Annotated in this window: 17 protein-coding genes and 1 tRNA gene; 10 read left to right on the top strand and 8 right to left on the bottom strand. The window is 65.9% G+C overall.

All coding sequences use genetic code 11. The annotated features are described in order from the left end of the window. Positions 1–153 precede the first annotated feature (153 nt). The 3 genes from V7787_RS46665 to V7787_RS46655 all read left to right on the top strand — a co-directional run bounded on the left by V7787_RS46665 (position 154) and on the right by V7787_RS46655 (position 5,883). Positions 154–2,742 (top strand): TonB-dependent receptor, encoded by a 2,589-nt coding sequence (locus V7787_RS46665; protein ID WP_336094559.1) that lies wholly within the window; start codon positions 154–156, stop codon positions 2,740–2,742. 34 nt (positions 2,743–2,776) lie between these two features. Beyond that, positions 2,777–3,997 (top strand): phosphatidylinositol-specific phospholipase C1-like protein, encoded by a 1,221-nt coding sequence (locus V7787_RS46660; protein ID WP_336094557.1) that lies wholly within the window; start codon positions 2,777–2,779, stop codon positions 3,995–3,997. 308 nt (positions 3,998–4,305) lie between these two features. Further along, the gene (locus V7787_RS46655; RefSeq protein ID WP_336094556.1) at positions 4,306–5,883 is read left to right on the top strand and encodes a CehA/McbA family metallohydrolase; all 1,578 of its coding nucleotides are present in this window, start codon (positions 4,306–4,308) and stop codon (positions 5,881–5,883) included. 12 nt (positions 5,884–5,895) lie between these two features. Here the strand turns inward: V7787_RS46655 and thiS are convergent, their stop codons facing one another. Further along, positions 5,896–6,096 carry a sulfur carrier protein ThiS gene (gene thiS, locus V7787_RS46650; RefSeq protein ID WP_336094554.1) on the bottom strand — a complete coding sequence of 67 codons (201 nt, stop codon included), beginning with the start codon at positions 6,094–6,096 and terminating at the stop codon, positions 5,896–5,898. A gap of 371 nt (positions 6,097–6,467) precedes the next feature. Here thiS and V7787_RS46645 point away from each other — a divergent pair, with 371 nt between their 5' ends. Beyond that, the gene (locus V7787_RS46645; protein ID WP_336094552.1) at positions 6,468–8,285 is read left to right on the top strand and encodes an autotransporter domain-containing protein; all 1,818 of its coding nucleotides are present in this window, start codon (positions 6,468–6,470) and stop codon (positions 8,283–8,285) included. A 206-nt stretch (positions 8,286–8,491) separates the two neighbouring features. After that, a tRNA-Gly gene (locus V7787_RS46640) sits at positions 8,492–8,565 on the top strand. A gap of 335 nt (positions 8,566–8,900) precedes the next feature. On the opposite strand, the gene V7787_RS46635 is transcribed toward V7787_RS46640, so the two are convergent. Together V7787_RS46635 and V7787_RS46630 are read right to left on the bottom strand one after the other, a co-directional pair. Further along, the gene (locus V7787_RS46635) at positions 8,901–9,656 is read right to left on the bottom strand and encodes a Fic/DOC family protein (RefSeq protein WP_336094551.1); all 756 of its coding nucleotides are present in this window, start codon (positions 9,654–9,656) and stop codon (positions 8,901–8,903) included. Continuing rightward, complete coding sequence (locus V7787_RS46630) at positions 9,649–10,128, bottom strand: hypothetical protein (RefSeq protein ID WP_336094549.1); 480 nt, start codon at positions 10,126–10,128, stop codon at positions 9,649–9,651. The genes V7787_RS46635 and V7787_RS46630 overlap by 8 nt, the downstream gene beginning before the upstream one ends. 800 nt (positions 10,129–10,928) lie before the next feature. Here V7787_RS46630 and V7787_RS46625 point away from each other — a divergent pair. From V7787_RS46625 to V7787_RS46605, 5 genes are all read left to right on the top strand, one after another. Continuing rightward, the gene (locus V7787_RS46625; protein ID WP_336094547.1) at positions 10,929–11,525 is read left to right on the top strand and encodes a hypothetical protein; all 597 of its coding nucleotides are present in this window, start codon (positions 10,929–10,931) and stop codon (positions 11,523–11,525) included. A 425-nt stretch (positions 11,526–11,950) separates the two neighbouring features. Next, complete coding sequence (locus tag V7787_RS46620; protein WP_336094545.1) at positions 11,951–12,400, top strand: ATP-dependent zinc protease family protein; 450 nt, start codon at positions 11,951–11,953, stop codon at positions 12,398–12,400. A 55-nt stretch (positions 12,401–12,455) separates the two neighbouring features. After that, complete coding sequence (rimK, locus tag V7787_RS46615; RefSeq protein WP_336094544.1) at positions 12,456–13,364, top strand: 30S ribosomal protein S6--L-glutamate ligase; 909 nt, start codon at positions 12,456–12,458, stop codon at positions 13,362–13,364. 689 nt (positions 13,365–14,053) lie between these two features. Next, positions 14,054–14,734: a response regulator transcription factor gene (locus V7787_RS46610; RefSeq protein ID WP_056179494.1), complete on the top strand. Its 681-nt coding sequence runs from the start codon at positions 14,054–14,056 to the stop codon at positions 14,732–14,734. 64 nt (positions 14,735–14,798) lie between these two features. Continuing rightward, positions 14,799–16,082, top strand: a complete 1,284-nt coding sequence (locus tag V7787_RS46605) for a sensor histidine kinase (RefSeq protein WP_336094541.1) — start codon at positions 14,799–14,801, stop codon at positions 16,080–16,082. 240 nt (positions 16,083–16,322) lie between these two features. On the opposite strand, the gene V7787_RS46600 is transcribed toward V7787_RS46605, so the two are convergent. The 5 genes from V7787_RS46600 to V7787_RS46580 all read right to left on the bottom strand — a co-directional run bounded on the left by V7787_RS46600 (position 16,323) and on the right by V7787_RS46580 (position 22,221). Continuing rightward, a complete protein-coding gene (locus V7787_RS46600) occupies positions 16,323–17,801 on the bottom strand; it encodes an XVIPCD domain-containing protein (RefSeq protein WP_336094539.1) in 1,479 nt (492 codons plus the stop codon). Between the two features lie 18 nt (positions 17,802–17,819). Continuing rightward, positions 17,820–18,323, bottom strand: coding sequence for a hypothetical protein (locus V7787_RS46595; RefSeq protein ID WP_336094537.1), 504 nt, complete (start codon positions 18,321–18,323; stop codon positions 17,820–17,822). 419 nt (positions 18,324–18,742) lie between these two features. After that, positions 18,743–20,185 carry an XVIPCD domain-containing protein gene (locus tag V7787_RS46590; RefSeq protein WP_336094535.1) on the bottom strand — a complete coding sequence of 481 codons (1,443 nt, stop codon included), beginning with the start codon at positions 20,183–20,185 and terminating at the stop codon, positions 18,743–18,745. 18 nt (positions 20,186–20,203) lie between these two features. Then, positions 20,204–20,707, bottom strand: a complete 504-nt coding sequence (locus tag V7787_RS46585; protein WP_336094534.1) for a hypothetical protein — start codon at positions 20,705–20,707, stop codon at positions 20,204–20,206. Positions 20,708–21,306: 599 nt separating this feature from the next. Beyond that, positions 21,307–22,221 carry a branched-chain amino acid transaminase gene (locus V7787_RS46580; RefSeq protein ID WP_336094532.1) on the bottom strand — a complete coding sequence of 305 codons (915 nt, stop codon included), beginning with the start codon at positions 22,219–22,221 and terminating at the stop codon, positions 21,307–21,309. Positions 22,222–22,480: the final 259 nt, after the last annotated feature.

Raw genomic sequence — 22,480 nt, 5'->3', positions numbered from 1 at the left:
GAGGTTGGCTGTGAATGGCGAGAATTCTTCGTTCGCTGTCACGAAATCTACGAGCTTCGGCGTTCAGCATTGGATCCGGCTGCCGCGCGCCATGCACGGCTTCGGACGGAACCGACGGCAGCGCCCCTTTCCTTCCGACCGAATGCCGACGCCATGCCCTCCATCCACCGCCCGCTCAGCCGGGCGATCCGTATCGCCCTGGCCGCCAGCCTGCTCGCCGCCGCCCAAGTCCACGCCCAGGACACTGCACCCGCCGCCGCGCCCGCCGCCGCCGAGGCCGGCGAGGCCGCCGCCGCGAACGCGGTGAATCTGGACAAGATCGTGGTCACCGGCCGCTCCGGCATCCGCCAGCGCAGCAAGGCCGAAACCAGTTACTCGATCACCGCCATCGACGAAGACCGCCTGCGCATGCAAGCGCCGACCTCGGTCACCGAGGCGATGAAGTCGGTGCCCGGCTTCTGGGTCGAAGCCACCGGCGGCGAGGCCAGCGGCAACATCCGCGCGCGCGGCATTCCGGTCGACGGGTTCGGTTCGGTGACCTTGCTCGAAGACGGCATCCCGGTGCAGCACGACCCGGCGCTGGGCTTCCTCAACGGCGACCAGGCCTTCCGTCTGGACGAAACCATCGAACGCATCGAAGTGGTGCGCGGCGGCCCGTCGTCGGTGTTCTATTCCAACGCGCCGGCCGGCGCGATCAACTTCATCCCGCGCGTGGTCGGCGACAGCGCCGAGGGCGTGGTCAAGTACACCGTCGGCGACTACGGCCTGAACCGCTACGACTTCTTCTTCGGCACCCCGATCGGCGCCGGCTGGAAGCTCGGCCTGGGCGGTTTCTACCGCTTCGACGACGGCATCCGCGATCCGGGTTTCCAGGCCAACGGCGGCGGCCAGTACCGGATCAACCTGAGCAAGGCCTTCGAACGCGGCAATTTCTCGTTCGACTACAAGCGGCTCAACGACAACGTCGCTTTGTATCTGGGCATCCCGATGCGCACCTATCCGGACGGCGAAATCCGCGGCGTGCCCGGTTTCGACGACCACTACGGCACCCTGGCCGGCCCGGAAACCCGTCGCGCGTCGATGCGCATGGGCGACGGCGGCTATTACGACTTCGACAACGCCCGCGGCACCGAGGTCAAGCGCGATCAGTACACGGCCAAGTTCGACTACGAGCTGGGCGCGGGCTTCAAGCTGGCGCAGTCGCTGCGGTACGACCGCACCCAGACCCAGCGCAACGGCGTGTTCCCGCTGCAATTGCAGAGCGCGAACAAGTTCCTGGCCTCGGCCGAGGTGGCCAAGCTGTTGGCGTCAGTTCCCGGCGCGACCGGCGCGCAATTGCGCTACGTCAACTCGCCCGGCCAAGTCTTCGACAACGCCAATCAGAACGGCAACGGGCTGATGACGGTCGGCGGATTGCGCGGGGTGACCATGCCGGTGGACGAACTGATCAGCGACACCCGCCTGATGCGCCGCTTCGAGTTCGGCGGGCAAAGCCACGATGTCACCCTGGGTTACTACTACGCGCGCTTCGATCAGGACTTCGACCGCTATTCGTCCAATGTGCTGATGGACGTGCGCGACAACGCGCGCTTGCTCGACCTGATCGCGGTCGACGCCGCCGGCCGCCCGCTGGCGACGCTGACCGACAAGGGCTTCTACCGTTACGGCTACGAGTGGGAGAACGCCAGCGGCCGTTCCACCACCCAGGCGGTGTACTTGTCGGACGAATGGCAGGTCAACGAGCGATTACGCATCGACGCCGGCGTGCGCTGGGAGAAGGTCAACGCCAAGGGCTGGACCGAGATTCGCAAGCAGGTGAATCTGGGCGGAAATCCGGCCAATTCGCAGATACTTACCGGCTCGGGCCAGTTCGTCGCTTACGACCGCGACTACGACAAGCTGGGTTGGACGATCGGCGCCAACTGGCAGTTCGACAAATACTCGGGCCTGTTCGCGCGCTGGACGCCGACCTTCCGCCTGCCGAACCTGTCGAGCTTCATCACCCGTTATTCGAACTGCACCCAGGCCGTGGCCCAGGATTGCGTGAGCAAGGACGCGGCCGCGCAGCCGGTGATCCAGACCATGCAGCTGGGCGAGGTGGGCTACAAGTTCAGCAACGAAACCTTCGACCTGTTCGCGACCTTGTTCTACACCAAGTACGAGAACGTCGGCTTCAGCAACGCGGTGTTCAGCCTCAACGGCAACAGCTCGACCGTGCAGCAGGGGTACGCCGACACCAAGACCACCGGCCTGGAACTGGAAGCTTCGTGGTTCCCGGTGCGCTGGTTCGACATGCAGTTGACCGCGACCGTGCAGGACCCGCAGTACAAGGGCCTGCGCTACACCGAGAGCGTCAACGGCGCGCCGGTGCTGCGCGACTTCGTCGGCAATCAGCTGATCCGGGTGCCCAAGAACAGCTTCCGGATCGTGCCGGGCCTGAATCTGCTCGACGACCGTCTGCGCCTGCAGGTGGCGTACGAGTATCAGGGTGAGCGCTTCGTCGATACCGCCAACTCGGTGCGGCTGCCGTCCTACGACGTGGTCAACGCCAGCGCGCGTTATCAGTTCACCCCGGAGCTAAGTCTGTTCCTGTACGCCGACAACCTGACCAACTCGCGCGGTCTGACCGAAGGCAATCCGCGTGCCGGCGAACTGCAGAACGCCGACGCCGGCAACAACACCTTCATCGCCCGGCCGTTGCTGGGGCGCGCGTTCCGCGCGGCGTTGATGTATCGGTTCTGAGGGTATCGTGACGGTTTTCGGGCGGAGCAGGGCGATGAGCAAGCGCGGGTTGTGTGGGGTTCTGGCGTGGTTGTGGCTGGCCGGCGCGGCGTACGCGCACGAGCCGGCGCCGTCGCCGCGGCCGCTGGACCCGGCCTGCAAACTCGACGCGCCCGATGCGGCGCAGTCCGGACCGGACTGCGCCGCGGCCTGGATCGACCGCAATCTGCGCCTCAACGACTTGCAGGCCATCGGCACCCACAACAGCTACAAGCTGGCGATTCCGGCCGATGAGCTTGCCGCGCACCGCGCCCGCGACCGCGCCGGCGCGGATTCGCTGGACTACGCGCACGAACCGCTGCGCCAGCAACTGGAATCCGGTGCGCGGGTGTTGGAGCTGGACGTGTACTACGACCCGAAGGGCGGTCGCTACGCGCATCCGCCCGGCGCTTTGCGTCAGGGCTACGGTGAAGCGGGCCCGTGGCCGCCGGCGCTGGCCGCGCGGATGGCGCGGCCGGGCTTCAAGGTGATGCATCTGGCCGATATCGATTTCCGCAGCCAGTGCACGATCTTCGTCGAGTGCCTGCAACAGGTTCGCGATTGGTCGAGCACTCATCGCGAACACGCGCCGATCCTGATCCTGATCAACGCCAAGGACGGCCCGAGCGGGCCCGGCGCGGTGGCGCCGCTGGCGTTCGACGCGGGCGCGTTCGATGCGCTCGACGCGGAAGTTCGCACGGTGTTCGCCGAACAGGAACTGATCACGCCCGACCGCGTGCGCGGCGACGCCAAGACCTTGCGCGAGGCGGTGACGACCCGCGGTTGGCCGAGCATCGGCGAGTCGCGCGGCAAGATCCTGTTCGCCCTGGACGAAGATGCGCGCAAGGTGGGTTTGTACCGGGGCAAGCGGCAATCGCTGCAAGGGCGGGCGATGTTCGTCAACGGCGATGAGCGCGCCGCGGATGCGGCGTATCTGACTCTCAACGATCCGCTCGCGCAGGGCGAACGCATCGCCCGCGCGGTCGCCGCCGGTTTCCTGGTCCGCACCCGCGCCGACGCCGATACCGTCGAGGCGCGCAACAACGATTCGCGCCGGCGCGAAGCCGCGTTCGCCAGCGGCGCGCAGTACATTTCCACCGACTATTTCAAGCCGGATCTGCGTTTCAGCCGTTATCGGGTGACGTTTCCGCGCAGCGAAGTGGTTCGGTGCAATCCGCGCAGGCAGCCGCAGCGGTGCGCTCAGCGGCCGATCGAGGCGGCGGAGAAGCACGATTGAGTTCGCGGCGATATCGAGACGATTCCATGAAGCCGAACGCATCCGTTTTCGCTTGTCATTCCCGCGAATCCGTTTTCGCCCGTCGTTCTAACGAACCCGATTTTGCCCGTCGTTCCAGCGAGCCCGCTTTTGCCCGTCATTCCGACGAGGCCGCTTTTGCTCGTCATTCCCGCGAACGCGGGAATCCAGGGCCTTTCGTGCGAGAACGCTTGAAGTCACTGGATTCCCGCCTTCGCGGCAATGACGGGCAAGGGCAAATGCCCGCTGTCCGTCGGTTGCGGCCGAAAGCCGGTCGAGCCTGCATTCTCATGCTTTCGCTATTGGCCTTGGCCGGCGCATCGTCGGCAACAGCGGCCGGGTCCAAAAGCCAAGCTAAAACTCACGCGGAAGTCGCGACGGCAACCGATGCCGACCCGAGAGCCGATATCGTCCTGCGCGGCCAAATCACCGGCCGCGACAACAAAACCTACCGCGAACTCCCGTTCCAAGTCCCCGCCGGAACCACCCGCATCACCATCGAGTTCGACTACGACCGCGCCGACAAAACCACCATCGACCTCGGCCTGATCGGCCCCGGCGATTTCCTCGCCCCCCACGGCTTCCGCGGCTGGAGCGGCGGCAACAAACGCGTGTTCACCGTCGGCGCCAACGACGCCACGCCCTCGTACTCGCCCGGCGCGCTGCCGGCGGGCGAGTGGAAGGTGCTGCTCGGCATTCCCAACATCCGCGCCGAGCGCAGCGCCAGTTACACCGCGCGCATCCATCTGGGGCGAAGCGGCATGCCCGATGCGCTCGACGCGGCGCTCGCTGGCGAGCCTTTGCGCGCGCAGGCCGGTTGGTATCGCGGCGATCTGCACATGCACAGCGCCCACAGCGACGGCGGCTGCGCCGCGCAATCGGGCGCCAAGGCGCCGTGCCCGCTATTTCTGACCGCGCAAGCCGCGGCCAAACAGGGCCTGGATTTCATCGCGGTGACCGAACACAACACGGTCTCGCATCTGCCCGATTTACGCGCGTTGCAACCGCACTTCGACCGCCTGCTGCTGATTCCGGGCATCGAGATCACCACCTTCCAAGGCCACGCCAACGTATTCGGCACGTATGCCCCGGTCGATTTTCGCGTCGGCAGCGCCGCCGTGCCGGACTGGAATGCGGTGCTGCGCGCAATCGAAGCGCGGCGTACTCCATCCGGAGCGCCGCTGGTTTCGATCAATCACCCGATCCGCCCGTCCGATGAGCGCTGCATGGGCTGCGGCTGGACACCGACGCCGGCTGCGGATCTGTCGCGGGTGCAGATGGTCGAAGTCGTCAACGGCGGCGACGCCGACACGCCGGGTTCGGGCATCGGGTTCTGGCAGCGCGAACTCAACGCAGGCCATCGCTTGACCGGCGTCGGCGGCAGCGACAATCACGACGCGCTGACCGAAGCCGAAGAACCGTTCGGCGCCAGCCGCATCGGCCGGCCGACCACGGTGGTGCGGGCGCGCGAGCTGTCGATGCCGGCGATTCTGGAAGGCCTGCGCGCCGGCAATGCGTTCGTCGATGTGCGCGGGTCCAGGGATCGCGGCCTGGATTTGCAGGCGCGCCACGGCGGGCGCGAGATCGCGATGGGCGGCGAATTGCAGGTGCCGGCGGGCGCGGAGGTCGAGTTGTCCGCACAAGTCGGCAATGTCGTCGGCGGCCGCATCGAGGCGATCGTCGACGGCGCCGTGGTCGCGCTGATCGCGCAACCGCAAGTGACCGACGCACAACAACGTTTCGATTTCCGCTGGCGCAGCGACGGCGCGCGTCATTGGCTGCGGGTGGACGTGCGCGACGCGCAAGGCCGTCTGGCCCTGGTCGGCAATCCGATCTATCTCAACCCTGGCGCGGCCAAACCGCGCTGACCCGCCGCGGCTTCAGCCGCCGCCGAGCGCGTGCACGATCTCGACTTTGTCGCCTTCGCTGAGCACGGTCTCGGCGTGGCGGCCGCGCGGCACGATCTCGCCGTTGATCTCCACCGCGACCCGGCGCTCGCCCAGTCCTTCGGCGCGCAGCAGTTCGGTTACGGGGATCGGGGCCGCGAGTGCGCGCGGTTCGCCGTTGAGCAGAATATTCATGCCGCCATTGTCGCGCGCGCGCCGGCGTCAGGCCAGTCGCGCAGGTGCCGATGCGACGCGGCAGCGACGGTCGCAGCGTGACGCCTCATGCGCTAAGCATGGTTCCCACGCACATCCATTACCCGTGACGTCTGGCCCCAGCGCCGATGCGCCGGGACAGCGATAATCCTGCGGTCGAGCGACGCCTCGGCCGCCCGCCGGCCGTCGCGTTTTGCCGCGCTGCGCCTTGCCTTGCTCGGCGCGCGCGTGTTTCGATTCGGCCATCCGCCGGCGTATGTCGTCGGACGGCATTCTTCAATCGGCGCCCGAACCCCCGGCCATCGGGGCTTGCGGCCGTCGCCACCCGTTACTTCAAAGCAGGGAAGTTCATGATGAAACCCGTTCGTACCGCGCTGGCCGTCGCCCTGGTGCTGGCCGCCGCCCCGGCCTTCGCCGCCAACGACCCCTATTCGCAGACCGTCTTCATCGGCGACAGCCTCACCGACTCGGGCCACTTCCGCCCGGCGCTGATCGGCGCGGTCGGCCCGAACGGCGCGCTGATCGGCCGCTTCACCACCAACCCGGGCCTGGTCTGGTCCGAGTGGGTCGCCCAGTACTACGGCACCAACGCCACCAGCGCCAACCAGGGCGGCACCAACTACGCCGTCGGCGGCGCCCGCACCGGCACCAACACCAGCGGCGCGCTCGGCGCGATTCCCTCGCTGGCCACCCAGACCGCCAACTACCTCGCCGCCAACGGCGGCCGCGCCGATCCCAACGCGCTGTACACCGTGTGGGGCGGCGCCAACGACCTGTTCGCGGTCGCCGCCGGCGCACCGGCGCAGTCGACCATCGCCAACGCGGTGACCGCGCAGATCGGCGTGATCGGCGCACTGCGCAACGCCGGCGCCGAATACATCCTGGTGCCGACCGTGCCGGACCTGGGCGTGACCCCGCAGTTCCGCGCCGGCGGCCCGGCCCAGCAGGCGGCCGGCACCCAACTGGCGACGACCTACAACACCGCCCTGTACGGCGGCATCGCCGCGTCCGGTCTGCGGGTGATTCCGCTCGACACCTTCAACCTGCTGCGCGAAATCACCTCCAACCCGGCGCCGTACGGCATCAGCAACGTCACCGGCACCGCCTGCAATCCGCAGATCACCGCTTCCTCGGTGACCTGCAGCCCGACCAACACCGTGCCCGGCGGCGCCGACAGCTACGCCTTCGCCGACGGCGTGCATCCCTCCAGCGCCTCGCACCGCATCCTCGCCGACTACGCCTTGTCGGTGCTGGAAGCGCCGCGTCTGATCGCGGTGCTGCCGAACTCGGCCTCGATGACCGGCCGCGCCCGCGCCGACCAGGTCGCCGCCCACGTCGGCGAGCGTCCGGAAGGCGACGGCATGCGTTGGTGGGGCGGCGTGCGCGGCGACTTCCAGCGCTACGGCCACGGCGACCTGTACGACGGCGCCGGCCCGGCGCTGACCGGCGGCCTGGACTGGACCCGCGGCAAGTTCGTGTTCGGCGCGTTCCTGGGCTACGGCCAGCAGAAGCAGGACTTCGGCCTGCGCGGCGGCGAATTCGAACAGAAAGACACCAGCATCGGCGGCTTCGTCGGCTGGTACGGCGAGCGCGCCTGGGTCAACGGCCAGCTGAGCTACACCAAGCTGGACTTCGACATCGACCGCAACGCCAACCTCGGCCCGGCGACCCGCGTCCACCACGGCTCGGCCGACGGCAAGAACGTCACCGCCGCGCTCAACGCCGGTTACGAATTCGGCGAAGCCTTGCGTCACGGCCCGGTGATCGGCGTGATCGCCCAGCGCATCGACGTCGACGGCTTTGCCGAAAGCGACGCCAACCTGTCGACCTCGCTGGCGTACCCGGACCAGAGCTTCGACTCGCTGATCGGCAGCGTCGGCTGGCAGATCAACTACGCCCACAGCGAAAGCTTCCGCCCGTATGCGCGCTTGACCCTCGACCGCGAATTCGAAGACGCGCCGAAGAGCGCCTACGCGCGCCTGCAGACCGTGCCGGGCCTGGGCTACTACGCCGTCAAAGGCCGCGAGTTCGACCAGAACTACGGCACTGCGCTGATGGGCGTGCGCACGAAGTTGTTCGGGTTGGACGCCAACGTCGGCGCCAGCGTTACCGTCGGGCAGGGCTCGGGCAACAACACCACGGTGTTCGCGCAGATCGGCAGCGGGTTCTGATCCGGTGCGGGCGTCGCGTTCGCGCGGCGTCCGCTGGGGTTGGGGTTGTCGGAAAACGAGAAACGCGGCGAGCGATCGCCGCGTTTTTTGTTGGGTGGCGGCTGGCGCCGCGGGGCCGCGCGATCCGGCGGCGGCGCGGTCCGGCTACGGGGCCGGCTTCGTATGCGTTGCCAAGCCGCCGTCCGTACGCATAGACTTGCCCTCACGCGGGTGTAGTTCAATGGTAGAACTGCAGCTTCCCAAGCTGCTAGCGTGGGTTCGATTCCCATCACCCGCTCCATCGTTTCCCGCATCGATCTAACTCTTTGATCGGATAGGGACTCTCTACATAGTCTGGGCTCTGGAACTGGTCACTCAAAGGACTCGTTCGAGGAGCCATTCGTGCCCAAGCCCGCCTTCATCGTCAGGCCGTCAGGTCTGTATGTTCGGTTTCGTATTCCGAAGGATCTGCAGCCGTCGCTAGACTGCGGCTCATTGGTGCGATCGCTTCAGCGCTTCTCTCGCTCATGTAGCTTCGGCCGCGGAGCCCTCGCCGATGCTTTCGGACGAAATCCAGAGCCATCTGGTGGATGTGGAGCGTCTCTCCTGTCCCCAAAATGACCTGCTTCGACGGAGTCAGGCCGGGCGCGTTGGTACGAAACTGTCGTCCCCAATCACGTAACCGCGTTTTAGCTCAAAGGCTTCTTGTCCTTTCAGAACGGATGGGTCGGCATAGGTGGCGGTCTCATCAATGACTTCGTCGTTCCCGTCTAAACCTCGCATCTGCTGGAATGTAGAGCTCCAGCTTTCGCGCGAGATAGCTTTCCCAATGTAGGGGCTCAGATAGTTGTCTAGATGCCCAGCTCTAGGGTCTTCGATCTCGTTAGTCAGGGCGGTCAAGTAAGCGTTTTTATCTGTGCCAATCCAGTCGATAGAGATGCCTGCGCGAAAACAAAGCTCCGCGTGGACCAACAGCATTGTGCGTCCGTTGCCATCGAAGAATGGATGGGCGTAAGCGAACATTCCCATCACAAAACCGGGAATGGTCCGCATCTGCCTTTTCTCTTGGGCGCGGCTCAATGCATCATCCACAGCGCGACGGCAATCACGAGGATGGCAGAAGATCACAGGGCCCTTAGTGATGGCTCGATCAGGCAAGAGCGCATATCGGTCTTGCCCCGCCCATGGATACAAGCCTTCAAACAAGATGCGATGGACTTCCAAGAAGTCCTCATACTCGATGCGTTCGCATCGAGACAAAAAAACAAGCGCAGTTGTTAGCTGCGCTCGGAAAAGGTTGTATTCGTAACGCCTAACGTTTGCAGGATCTTTTTCTTGCGATCTGTTGCGCAGATACCCAGCTGTTTCAAAATCGCCGAAAGGATCAAACATGCTTGAGCGCCCGTTGATGCTTCGTCATTAGCTCGACCATCTCGATAGGGGTCAGCTTTCCCTTGCGGGTCAAGGCTACCAGCAAATCCTCGGTTGGGTCGCTCTGCGCCTCATCGCCCACGAGCCGGGTTACGGCTGCCGCCCAGCGATCCGCATAGGTCTCAACGAATACGACGCCCTCTTGCGCCGCCATTTTTCGCACTTGCTCAGCCACTGACGTCAGGGCGACCTGTTTGTGGCCCAGCAAGCCCTTTGCTAGATGAGGGCGTTTGCTTGAGCGCTTAGAGATTGCTTTCGCCCTCTTGGCCTTGGCCAACGCCAACAACGCAGTTTTGCCTCGACTCTGAGCCACAGAGCTCTTGGCAAAAAAGCCTTGTCCCAGTGAAACGATCAGGCCGCGGTTACATAGTTGTTTCAGGGCGGTCGACACCTGGCTCGGGCTGCCATATCCGCTTACATCTGAGCGAGCCATCAGGCCGTCCCGGCGGGGGCGGAGCGACTGCAATATACGATCCCGGATGTTCATGTGGTTATTATACAAAATGGTTCTTTTTCTTGCAATATCATTGGCTTATCGGGGTGTTTATGCCGGTCTTCATGCTTGGATTAATCCAAAAGTAGGCTGTGAGGGACTTGGGCGCCGCAGGGTTTGGGGCGGTCAGCGGTTTGGCGCATGCAGTAAGGCCAGCCAGGACCAACGGCAGCGGCATAGGGGCGGTGGCGCTCGAACTCGGCTAGTTGGAAGGTGGGAGCATTGCGTTGCTTATCGCTTCCACGCCATCTCCTTCACCAGCGGGCCGGATGGCGCGGTAATTGGATTGCTGTCCACCAGCAATGCGCAAATGGGCGTGGCCCATCAAGTAGTTCTTTCTTTATCAATCGAACGCGTGCCGCGGCAGTCAATGCAGATTCTGATCGCCGACAAGGATGACGTGTCTTGCGGCATCTGGTCGGTACAGGGGCCGAAGTCTTGCCGCTCGATTCGATGGACGCGAACCATTTCGTTAGCCCTTCGTTAGTTCGCTCCGAAGCAAACCCAGTTGCTTGAACGTGAGCCAACGGCGAGCACACGCAGCGCCGATTAAGGCTCGCGGCACGCACGGTTTATGCGCACACTCGCCGCGCCCGATTTCGCAAAGGACGCACAGGATGAGGCAAGGAATGCCCGCGGCGAGCGCTGCGTCGCGCACGCGGTTCCGATTGCCACGGCGCGCTGGCGCTGGCACCGGCGACAACGATCGAGCCGAGCGCGCGTTCGCGGTGGCGTTGGTGTTGGCGATGCATGTCGGTCTGGGCTGGTTCGGTGCGCGCTTGTTGGCGCCGCCGCCGCGCGATGCGGGCGCGGACGGCGATCCGATTCTGATGTGGCTGCCGGCGCGCACGCCGACGTCAGTCGAACAACCTCCCATGCGACAGCCATCAAGCGAGCGCCCAACGCCACGCGAGTCGCGTCGCGATGTTCGACCGCACGCCGCAACCGCAACCTCCGCATCGCAACCCGAAATCGCGTCGAACACTCCGCCGCCGACAACGCCGGCATCGACGACGGACACCGGCCTGACCGCGATCCAGATCGATCACACCACCCTGGATCCATCCACACCACCGCCGCGCACGCCTTGGGACGCCCCCACCGGCAAAGCCTTCGCCAGCGACAAACCGAAGTTGCCCGGGCAAGGTGCACAGCGCTTCAAGATGCGGCCGCCACGTTCGATCGCCTCGACCGTGCAGCAAATCGGCCGCATGTTCGGCGGCGGCGGTCCCAGCGATTGCGAGGAAACCCGCAAGAACATCCGCGACCTGGCCGTGCTCGGCGCCGAGGCGGTGGCGCAGGAAGTGGCGGAGGAGCGGCGCAACTGCCGCAAGTGATCGGGCCGGGTCGAATTGAGGGCGTCGATTGCGTGCGGATGAACGCGCTCCCCGGCCATCGACCCGGGCGCGAATCTGAATCCTTCACTTCGCGCAACCCGGTGCGCGGCGAGGGCGAAATCGGCTCCGACGCCATGTGAAAAATTCATTGTTCCGAGCGGGATCCGCACATCGCATCGAATGCATCGACGCTCGCGCCGCGAGCGAGTTAGACTGCGCGCCCGGTTCCGCTCGGACCGTCGCGCATCGCATCGCTGCCTCAGGCCGGATCGATCCGCGCCGCCGCCGCGACCGGTACGTACGGCGGCCGCGAGGTCGCCGTTTTTTGTCGCCACGGCGACGGTCTGGACGGAACCGCGTTGGCGCGGGGCGGTCCAAGGCCGTGTCGCAGCCACGCCATCAGCGGTCGCCACAACGGAGGTGCGATGTCTTCCAAGATCCTCCTGGGCTGGCGCGAGCTGGCGGTGTTGCCGTCGCTGGGCGTGGTCGCGATCCGCGCGAAGATCGATACCGGCGCGCGCAGTTCGGCGCTGCACGTGGATGCGCAGTGGCGCTATCAGCAAGACGGGCAGGACTGGGTCGGTTTCCGGCTCAGCCCCGGCGCGGTCGGCGCGGGCGCGATCGAGGCGGCCGCGCCGGTGTTCGATGAGCGCGAGGTCACCGATTCCGGCGGCCACCGCACCCGCCGCGTGTTCATCCGCACCATGCTGAGTCTGGCCGGCAGCGAACGCGAAATTGAAATAAACCTGTCGGATCGTCGCGGGATGCGTTTCCCGATGCTGCTGGGCCGTACCGCGGTAGCGGACGCATTCACGATCGACCCCGCGCGCTCGTTCCTGCATGGACGCGCGCGCCGGCGGATTCACCGCAGCTGAGCCGGCGCGCGACTGCCGCGCGCCGCCACCTTCCTCTTTTCGGCCGACTGCCCTCATGAAGCTCGCGATCCTGTCGCGCAACACCAAGCTCTACTCGACGCGCCGGCTGGTGGAGGCCGCGCGCGAACACGGTCACAGCGTGCGCGTGCTCGACCCGCTGCGCTGCTACATGCGCATCGCCTCCGACGGTTTCCAGATGCATTACAAGGGCCGCGAGATCGCCGGTTACCAGGCGGTGATCCCGCGCATCGGCGCGTCGGTCACCCGTTACGGTTCGGCGGTGTTGCGCCAGTTCGAGCTGATGGACACCTACACGCCCAACACCTCCGACGCGATCCTGCGCGCGCGCGACAAGCTGCGCAGCCATCAGCTGCTGGCCGCGCAAGCCATCGGCCTGCCGGCGACGGTGTTCGGCGACAACCCCGACGACACCGCCGACCTGCTGTCGATGCTCGGCCCGCCGCCGCACGTGATCAAGCTCAACGAAGGCACCCAGGGCGCCGGGGTGATGCTGACCGAGAAGCTGTCGGCGTCGAAGGGCGTGATCGAAGCGCTGCGCGGTCTGTACGCGAATTTCCTGGTCCAGGAGTTCGTCGCCGAAGCCAAGGGCGCGGACCTGCGCTGCTTCGTGGTCGGCGGCAGGGTGGTGGCGGCGATGAAGCGGCAGGCGCCCAAGGGCGACTTCCGCTCCAATCTGCACCGCGGCGGCACCGCCAAGGGCGTGCGCGCCAGCGCCGCCGAGCAGGAGGTCGCGGTGCGCGCGGCCCAGGTCCTGGGCCTGGGCGTGGCCGGCGTCGACCTGATCCGCTCGGCCCGCGGCCCCCTGGTCCTGGAGGTCAACGCCTCGCCGGGCCTGGAGGGGATCGAGGAGGCCAGCGGGGTGGACGTGGCCGGGGAAATCATCGATTACGTGGCCAGCCGGGTGAAGCAAAAACCGGTGCGTCGGGCGGCCGCGAGACGCTGAACGGGGCCTCCGCCGGGGTCCGGGCTTGCCCGATTCCCGGCAAATGGCAAGCCGGGCAGGTCATCTGCCGGCGACCCGCCGAACGGCAGGTTCCCGGCGCGGAAGGGCTGGGCCGGTCGGATCGCAATTTCAAGTTGCGATTAACTTTTATTTAACATCGTTTTTAACGGCGGTTTAATCGAAATCCGCGTAGCGTTACCCGGACCGAAGCACTGTCGATCTTCCAAGTCACGCTCCTCGTCAGAACGTTACGGATAGGGATCTGGTGGAACGCAGGTTACGGTAATCGGGGCAATACCCTTTTGGCCCAGGCGCGGTGGCCCCGCGTCTGGGCCTTTGTTTTTAAGGGGTTTGGGCCGATGTGGGCCGATCCGGGCCAGCCGCGCCGAGCGCGGCGGCGATCCGCGCGGGCTTCGGCCGCAAGGCCCGGCAGGCGCCGTTCGCGGGCACCGCGGATGCGGCGCGACAGACGTCTTCGCCCGATGCGAACCCGTTCGCCCTGGCCATGACTTATGGCCCATTCGCCGACGCGCTTTGAACGAATCCCAAAGCCGAACGCTCCGCTTCCCGTTCATTTTACAAACGCTCTGGCAGAATCCTCGGCTTGCCGCCGTTGTGCCTACGCGCAGCGGCCCGATGGAACCCAGGCGCGCGATCGCGGTCGAACGCCCACCTAATGGGATCAGCACATGCGCATACTCGTGATCGAAGACAACCAGGACATCGCCGCCAATCTCGGCGATTTTCTCGAGGACCGAGGCCACACGGTGGATTTCGCCGCCGACGGCATCACCGGATTGCATCTGGCGGTCGTGCACGACTTCGACGCCATCGTGCTGGATTTGAACCTGCCCGGCCTCGACGGCCTGGAGGTCTGCCGCAAGCTGCGCAACGAAGCGCGCAAGCAGACGCCGGTGCTGATGCTGACCGCGCGCGACAGCCTGGACAACAAGCTGGCCGGTTTCGATTCCGGCGCCGACGACTACCTGATCAAGCCGTTCGCGTTGCAGGAAGTGGAAGTGCGGCTCAACGCGCTGTCGCGCCGCGGCCGCGGCGTGCAGACCCGCGTGCTCAACGCCGCCGATCTGGAATACAACCTCGACACCCTGGAAGTGCGCCGCCAAGGCAAGCTGCTGCAGCTCAACCCGACCGCGTTGAAGATCCTGCAGGCGCTGATGGAAGCCTCGCCGGCGGTGGTGACCCGGCAGGAACTGGAAACCCGCGTGTGGGGCGAGGAATTGCCGGACTCCGACAGCCTGCGCGTGCACATCCACGGCTTGCGCGCGGTGGTCGACAAGCCGTTCGATACGCCGTTGATCCAGACCCGTCACGGCATCGGCTATCGCATCGCGGCACCCGAGAACGGTTGATCGCGTGGCCTCAGGGGAGCCTTCCGCATCGCGGCTGAAAAAGAAGAAGCGCTTCCGGCGACGGTTGCGCAGCCGCATCATCCTGTCGTTCGTGTTGTTGGGCTTCGGCCTGACCGCGATGTTCGCCTTCGCCACCAACTGGACCCGCACGCGGGTGGAGAACCAGTTGGTCGAAGACGCGATGAACCGCAATCTGGAAAGAGCCGCGCAGCAATTCGAAGCGAATCCGAGCGATACCAAAGTCGAGTTCGATCAAGTCCGCGGCTATTTGTACACGCCCGATAAATTCGATTTGGTGCGCACCCGATGGCCGGAGTGGTATCCACTCAAGGACGGTATCGTGGGCATGAACGGCATCGGCGACGACGGCAAGCCGTTCGCCTACAAGCTGGCCGTGCGCAAAACGCCGCAAGCCTGGTTCTTCCTCGCTTACGACATGACGCCTTCGGCGCGTAGCGAAGCTCAGTTCAATCGGGCGTTGTATCTGTCGGTTGTGGTGTTCACCTTGTTCTCGCTGTTGGTCGGTTGGTGGGCGGCGTCGCGGGTGATGAGCCCGGTGTCGGAGTTGGCCAACCGGATCAAACGCTCGGGCCGCAGCGCGCAGTCGGAAGCCTTGGCCGCGCATTTTCCCGACGACGAAGTCGGTCAGTTGGCCGAGGCGCTGGACGACTACGCCGAACGCCTGACCAACGTGGTCCAGCGCGACCGCGAGTTCAACGCCGACGTCAGCCACGAGCTGCGCACGCCGTTGGCGGTGATCAAGGGCGCGGTGGAACTGTTGCTGTCGCGGCCGGATCTGGAAGACAAGACTCGCAACCGGTTGTTGCGTATCCAGCGCGCCGAGCAGCAGTGCACCGACCTGATCAGCGCGCTGCTGCTGCTCTCGCGCAGCGAGCGCGGGCATGGTTCGACCGACATCGCCAAGCTGTCGGAGCAACTGCTCGACGCCCACCGCGCGCAGCTCGGCGGCAAGACGCTGGCGTTGCGGGTGGAAGGCGAGCGCGGCCTGGTGGTCGATGCGCCGGAAGCGGCGGTGGCGGTGGCGTTGGGCAATTTGATCGGCAATGCGGTCAAGTACACCACTCAGGGCGAGGTGGTGGTGCGGCTGTACAGCAATCGGGCCGAGGTGATCGACTCCGGGCCGGGGTTGAGTGCGGAAGATGCGGCCAAGTTGTTCGAACGCGGTTATCGCGGCACCCACGCGGGGCATTCGCAGGGCGGCGGCATCGGTTTGTCGATCGTGCGCCGGCTGTGCGAACTGTACGGCTGGGATGTGCGGGTGAAGCCGGGCGAGGAGCGCGGGGTGGTGGCGACGTTGACGTTTGGGGCGGCTACGATTTCCGCTTAGCGTCGGCGCGGCGGGAGCAAATCCCCCAGCGCAGTTGGAGCTGTTCGACATCGTGCTGCGTTGGCGCCAGCCCCCTTTTTCAAAGGGGGCGAATTACCGCTGCGCGATCGTAGTTTCCGTTTCCGTCGCCGCTCCCGTCGCGGTTGCTGTTGCTGTTCCCCCCTTTGAAAAAGGGGGGCAGGGGGATTTGCTTTTAACCCCCAAATCGCCGAACTCACCCACTCGCCCCACCGCCCGGCTTCAATGCTGCAACGCCCTCGCCTCAGGCCGTTGCACCTGCGCAGCCTCCTGCGCCTGCGGAACCGCATCCGCACGCCGCTGCGACTCGGCGACCGGCGTCTGCAGCGCCTCCCCGACCGCCAGCGCGGTGCGTTGCTGGGCCGGGTCGTCGAGACCACCCTTGACCAGAAACAACGTCGAACGATCCTGGCTGAGCACGACGTGGTCGATCGGCCCGCCGCCGTTCTCCTTGACCCGAGCCAGCGCCGCGCGGGTCAGACGTTCGCTGGCGTCGTCGTAGCCGCGGCCGTGTTGCGCGTCCAGGCGTTCGACGCCGCCGCGGATCTGCTGGTACAGCGCGTAATCGGGATGGTTCGGCGCAAGCCCGGCGGGCGCCCGCTCAGGCCCGATCGGCGTCGGATGCGATTGCGGCGCTCCAGAGCCTTGCGACGGCTGCGCCGGGCCCGGCGGCTGCGCGCCCGGTTGCGGCGGCGGTTGCGCCGGTTGCGCGGGCTGTGCGGGCTGCGGCGGTGCGACGTAGTCGAACTGGCTGCGGGTCGGCGGCTGGGTGCTGCTGTTGAAATAGGGCAGGGTCTGGCCGGTCTGCAGGCCGATGCCCACGCCTTCCACAGTGGCCTCGTTGAGCTTGAGGCGATTCATGTCGAAGGTCATTTGCGGCGCGGTCGCGCCGGCCACGGGCGGATTGAAATGACGTTCGTAGTGAGCCGACGCCGCGATCGCGCCAGCGCCGTACAGGTTCTGATAGTCGGAGGCGCCCTGCGCGCCCAATCCGCCCGGCGCGCTGCGCGGGCGGTCGAAGAAATGCTTTCCCATGCCTTCCACGTTGGCCGGCGTCGGGCTCATGGTGAGATCGGCGTTGAGGGTGAACTCCGGTTTGATCGTGTAGGTGTAGGGCGGGCCGTTCTGGCTGCGGTCGATGTAGGCCTGCATGCGCGTATTGGCGTTGTAGACGTCGGCCAAGGTCGCATTGGGGTTGGCGTGCCGCGCCGCGGCCACGGTGGCGTTGAAACCGGCGACCTCCGCGCTGGCTTCGTCGCGCCGATTGGCCGCCAGCAGGGTTTCGCTGGGCGCGGTGTAGTCGCGCGGCGCGCGCGTCTGCGCGATCCGGGTCATTTCGGCGTAGACCGCGCGGCGCTCGGTTTCCATGCCGGCGTGGTTGGCGCCGTGCTGCAACTCGTGGCCCATCACGTAACTGGCTTCGCCAGGGTTGAACGCGCCGCTCGCCGGGGTGTCGAGGATTTTCAGCGGCAGCCGCAGTTCGCCGGATTGGCCGTTGTATTCGCCGCCGGCATTGGGGTTGGTCAAGGGCACGATCGAACGCACGTAGGCCGGCGGCGCGGCTGCGGCGTTGAGTTGCGCGATCAAGGTGGGCGAATTATCGACCAGCGCTTGCAGGTTGGCGGCCTGGGCGTCGCTGGTGTCGCTGCGCGCGGCGAAGGCGGTCAGTAGCGCTTGCGCCTGCGGGGTCAGAGCGGTCATGGTCCTGGTCCTTAGGACTTAGGGAATCTGAACTTCCTTCACGCACACCCGCGAGGCTTTCTCGCCGGGCGCGTCGGCTTCGCCCAGCGGGTACACCGCTATGCGCATGCCGGGACGTTCGAACCAATCGTTGATGAAACGGCCGTGTTCGCCGTAGTAGGGCTCGCGCTTGAAGCCCATGGCTTCCAGTGCGGACGCGAAGCGCGCGTAGTCGATCCGGCAGATTTCTTCCAGCGGCGGCGTGGCGCCGGGCGCGGCGTTGAAGCTGAAACTGAAGCGCGAGCCGATCGCGGTCTTATCGCGCATTTCCATGCCGTAGGACCACTGCGGCGAAAGCTGTTCGCCGAAACCCCAATAACCGGGTTCGAATACCGAGAAGGTTACGCCGAACGCCGAGCTCAGGCGTTGCGCGGTGAATTGCTCGACCCGTTCGGACTCGCGGATCAGGGTCAGCAGACGGTCGAGCACTTGCTCGGCGTCGAGTTTGGGCGCGTTGGCGGGCGCCGATGCGGAAGCGGACATCGGATTGGGCTCCTTGGCGGAATCCGGCGGTCGTTGGGAACTGGCCGAGGTGTGCGCGCACGCGCTGAGCGCGAGCGCGGCGATCAACGGTGCGGTCGGGCGGAGGGGCATGTCGGCGTCCGATGAATGCGCTTGGCGAGCTATACCGTTGGGGGGATGGGCTGTCAATTGAGGGCGTTTTAGCGGCCGCGGCGGGAGCAAATCCCCCGGCGCAGTTGGATCTGTCTGACATCGTACTGCGTAGGCGCCAGCCCCCTTTTTCAAAGGGGGCGAATTACCGCGGCGCGATCGTAGTTTCCGTTCCCGTTTCCGATCCCGTCGCGGTTGCTGTTGCTGTTCCCCCCTTTGAAAAAGGGGGGCAGGGGGGATTTGCCTTTTACCCGCAAACCGCCGAACTCCCCCTCAGCAAACCGCCAGCGTCAATGCTGCACGGCCCTCGCCTCAGGCCGTTGAACCTGCGCAGCTTCCTGAGCTTGCGGAACCGCATCCGCACGCCGCTGCGACTCGGCGACCGGCGTCTGCAGCGCCTCCCCGACTGCCAGCGCAGTACGTTGCTGGGCCGGATCGTCGAGACCGCCCTTGACCAAAAACAACGTCGAACGATCCTGGCTGAGCACGACGTGATCGACCGGCCCGCCGCCGTTTTCCTTGACCCGGGCCAGCGCCGCGCGGGTCAGGCGTTCGCTGGCGTCGTCGTAGCCGCGGCCGTGTTCGGTATCGATGCGTTCTACGCCGGCACGGATTTGTTGGTAAAGCGGGTAATCCGGGTGGTCGGCCCGCAAGCTCGCGTCCGCGGCCGAGCCGGCCGCGTTCGGCGGCGAGGGCCCCGGCGGCGGTGTCGTGGGCGGGGTGGGCCCGGGGGGCGGCAGCGTCGGCGCGGGCGCTCCCAGGGTGTGGTCGAAGCTGCCTGCCGTCGGCGGATTTGTGCTGCTGTCCAGGTACGGCATCGGCCGCTTGTCGTCGCCCAGATCTACGCCGACGCTCTCCATGCCGGCTTCGCTCAAGCCCAGGTGCTTCAGATCGAGCACCGGTTGCGGCGCTACGACACCGGGCTGCGGCGGATTGTGCTGGCGCTCGTAATAGGCGATGACGTTTACGGCATAGGCCCCGTAAAAGTTGGGGTAGCCTTCGTCGTGATTCTGTCCCAGGCCGGCGGGCGCGCCGCGCGGGATGTCGAAGAAATGGTCTCCTACCGCGTCGATGTTGAGCTCGTTGGCGGTCAGGGTGCCGTCGGCATTGAAGGTCAGGCCGCTCTTGGCGGAGTAGGTGAACGGAGGGGCGGCGCTTTTTTCGATGTACGGCCCCATGTTGCCGGGGTCGGACTCGTAAATGTCGCCGAGGGTCGGGTTGGGGTGGGTGGCGGCAAGCGTTTCCACCGCCGCGTTGTAGCCGGCGATCTCGGCGGTGGCTTCGTTGCGGCGGTTGGCCTTGAGCAGCGCCTCGGTGGCGGCGGTGTAGTCGTGGGTCGGTCCGGGGGTTTGCGCGATGCGTTCGGCTTCGGCCAGAAACGCGTCGTTTGCGGTGGTGAGCTCGCGCTGATTGAGTCCGTGCTGGATTTCATGGCTGAGCGTGAACGCCGCGCCGATCGCGTTGAAGCTGCCGGAAGCCGGAGCGTCCAACTGCGACTTGCCCAAGCGGACCTGCTTGAGGTCTTGATCGTATTCGCCGCTGAGGCTGTCGTCGGCCATCATGCCGATCGAGGCGATGCTGGGATCCGGCGGAGCGGTCGCGCGGTTGAGCTGATCGACCAGCGTGGGCGAATTGGCGATCAGCGAGCGCAGATTGGCCGCTTGGTCCGGGGTGACGCCCGAACTGGCGAAAGCGTCGACGACCGCTTGGGCCTCTGGGGTGAGCGTGGCCATGCCTGACTCCTTGTCGGCTTACGGGATCAGCACCATCTTCACGCAGACGCGCGCGGCTTTACCGTCCGCCGGCCTGGGCTCGCCCAACGGATGCACCGCCAGGCGCAGGCCCGGGCGATCGAACCAATCGTTGACGAAGCGCCCGTGTTCGGCGCGATACGCCGTACGCACGAAGCCCATCGATTCGAGTTGAGCGGTGAAGCCGGCGTAGTCGAGCGCGCACAATTCGTCGATCGGCGGCGAGGCGCCCGCGGCGCTGTTGAAGCTGAAATTGAAGCGCGAGCCGATTTTGATTTTTTCGCGCAGCTCGATGCTGTAGGACCACCGCGGTGACAAGGCCTCGCCGAATGCCCAATAGCCGGGCTCGTACTGCGAGATTTTCACCCCGAACGCGGCGGCGAGCCGCTCCGGCGATAATTCTTCGGCGCTGCGCGTATCGCGGATCAGCGACAGCAGCCGCGTCAGCGCTTGCTCGGCGTTGAGCGTCGGCGTCTTGGCGAGCGTTTCGGACGGAGCGTTCATCTCGGTGGCCTCCTTGGCAGGCTTGGACGGGAGCGGAGCGGCGGCGTTGGAATGCGCGCACGCGCTCAGGGCCAGAGCTGCGAACAGCGGTATCGCATGGCGGACGTACATGTCTGCCTCTCTTTGAACTAACCGGGCGAGCTATACGCCGGGGCGGACGCGGCTGTCAATCCACAGCGCGAATTTGCGCTTTGCCGGTGCCGTGGCGGCCCATCGAACGGCGCATCGCAAAGACCGAACCCGCGCTCGGCGATCAGCGGGACGGTTGGGCGGAGGGGCATGTCGGCGTCCGATGAATGCGCTTGGCGAGCTACACCGCTGGGGAGAAGGGGCCGTCCGTCGGATAGGGTTTTGCCGACGTAGCAAAAGCCAATCCCCCGGCGCAGTTGGATTTGTCTGAAGCGTAGTGCGCGGGCGCCAGCCCCCTTTTTCAAAGGGGGCGATTTTTCTGCGCGCGGTTACGGTCACGGTTGCCGACGCTCTTGCTGTTCCCCCTTTGGAAAAGGGGGGCAGGGGGATTCGCTCTTGCTCGTAAAACACCACCCCAAAAAAAATCCCCACTTCCAGGAAGCGGGGATTCCTTCAACTCACTACGTCAATTACTTCACCGCTTCGAGCCAGCCGTACTTGTCCGGAGTCTTGCCGTTGAACAAGCCGAAGAACAGCTCCTGGATCCGCTCGGTCACCGGCCCACGACGGCCGCTGCCGACCTGACGGCCATCGACCGAACGGATCGGGGTGATCTCTGCGGCGGTGCCGCACATGAACAACTCATCGCACAGGTACAGGTACTCGCGCGGCAGATCGCGTTCGACCACTTCGATGCCGACGTCGCGGGCCAGGGTGATGATGGTGTTGCGGGTCAGGCCGTTGAGCAGCGCCGCGCTCACCGGGGTGGTGTGCAAGGCGCCGTTGAACACCAGGAACAGGTTCTCGCCCGCACCTTCGGACAACAAACCGGTGGAGGCCAGCGCGATGCCTTCGCCGAAGCCCAGGCGACGCGCTTCGCGCGCGACCAACTGGCCCGACAGGTAGTTGCCGCCGGCCTTGGCGCCGGCCGGGATGGTGTTGGGAGCGAAACGCTGCCAGCTCGACACGCAGGCGTCGATGCCTTCTTCCAGCACGCTGGCGCCCAGGTACTGGCCCATCTTCCAGGTCGCCACGGCGACGTCGGTCGGGGTGTCGGCGGACAGGCCGAAACCGCCGAGGCCGCGGTAGGCGACCGGACGCAGGTAATCGGTGGTGTTGCCGTTGGCCTTGATCACTTCATGGCAGGCGTCGTTGATCTGCGCCAACGAATACGGAATGCCCATGTCGTAGATCTTGGCCGAGGCGAACAGACGCGTGTTGTGGTCGTTCAAGCGGAAGATGATCGGACCGTTGGGCGTGTCGTAGGTGCGGATGCCCTCGAATACGGAAGAGCCGTAGTGCAACGCGTGCGACATGACGTGCGTGGTCGCTTCGGCCCAGCGCTTGATCGCGCCGTTGTGCCAGATCCATTCGGGGTATTGCATCGTCGGCTTCCGTGGTGGGGAGGGGAAACCGCTATTGTGCCCTGCGCCGGTGCCTCGACCCAACCGACGCCGTGGTATGTGCTTTGCCGCACTGGGGCGGCATGCCTGTTCAGCCTTTGATCCACCAGCAGCCGTAGTGACGGGTCAGGCCGAATACGGTACGCGACGGGGTGATGCCGTTGCCCAGCGTTTGCTCCAGACGCAATGCGACCGGCGCGCGGCGGTAGTGCTGCACCGGCGCGGCCGCGGCCGGTTCGGC

This window comes from Pseudomonas sp. CGJS7 (genome assembly GCF_036961695.1).
The sequence above is the reverse complement of the archived record's forward strand: the minus strand, read 5'-3'. Positions and strand labels throughout refer to the sequence as shown.

What these genes read in the sequence shown, in the direction of transcription:
- V7787_RS46600 (WP_336094539.1), bottom strand. Translation starts at nt 17,801, where the DNA reads ATGACCGCTCTGACCCCGCAGGCGCAAGCGCTACTGACCGCCTTCGCC.
- V7787_RS46585 (WP_336094534.1), bottom strand. Translation starts at nt 20,707, where the DNA reads ATGAACGCTCCGTCCGAAACGCTCGCCAAGACGCCGACGCTCAACGCC.
- V7787_RS46580 (WP_336094532.1), bottom strand. Translation starts at nt 22,221, where the DNA reads ATGCAATACCCCGAATGGATCTGGCACAACGGCGCGATCAAGCGCTGG.
- thiS (WP_336094554.1), bottom strand. Translation starts at nt 6,096, where the DNA reads ATGAATATTCTGCTCAACGGCGAACCGCGCGCACTCGCGGCCCCGATC.
- V7787_RS46660 (WP_336094557.1), top strand. Translation starts at nt 2,777, where the DNA reads ATGAGCAAGCGCGGGTTGTGTGGGGTTCTGGCGTGGTTGTGGCTGGCC.
- V7787_RS46610 (WP_056179494.1), top strand. Translation starts at nt 14,054, where the DNA reads ATGCGCATACTCGTGATCGAAGACAACCAGGACATCGCCGCCAATCTC.
- V7787_RS46620 (WP_336094545.1), top strand. Translation starts at nt 11,951, where the DNA reads ATGTCTTCCAAGATCCTCCTGGGCTGGCGCGAGCTGGCGGTGTTGCCG.
- V7787_RS46590 (WP_336094535.1), bottom strand. Translation starts at nt 20,185, where the DNA reads ATGGCCACGCTCACCCCAGAGGCCCAAGCGGTCGTCGACGCTTTCGCC.
- V7787_RS46665 (WP_336094559.1), top strand. Translation starts at nt 154, where the DNA reads ATGCCCTCCATCCACCGCCCGCTCAGCCGGGCGATCCGTATCGCCCTG.
- V7787_RS46645 (WP_336094552.1), top strand. Translation starts at nt 6,468, where the DNA reads ATGAAACCCGTTCGTACCGCGCTGGCCGTCGCCCTGGTGCTGGCCGCC.
- V7787_RS46635 (WP_336094551.1), bottom strand. Translation starts at nt 9,656, where the DNA reads ATGTTTGATCCTTTCGGCGATTTTGAAACAGCTGGGTATCTGCGCAAC.
- rimK (WP_336094544.1), top strand. Translation starts at nt 12,456, where the DNA reads ATGAAGCTCGCGATCCTGTCGCGCAACACCAAGCTCTACTCGACGCGC.
- V7787_RS46595 (WP_336094537.1), bottom strand. Translation starts at nt 18,323, where the DNA reads ATGTCCGCTTCCGCATCGGCGCCCGCCAACGCGCCCAAACTCGACGCC.
- V7787_RS46630 (WP_336094549.1), bottom strand. Translation starts at nt 10,128, where the DNA reads ATGGCTCGCTCAGATGTAAGCGGATATGGCAGCCCGAGCCAGGTGTCG.
- V7787_RS46655 (WP_336094556.1), top strand. Translation starts at nt 4,306, where the DNA reads ATGCTTTCGCTATTGGCCTTGGCCGGCGCATCGTCGGCAACAGCGGCC.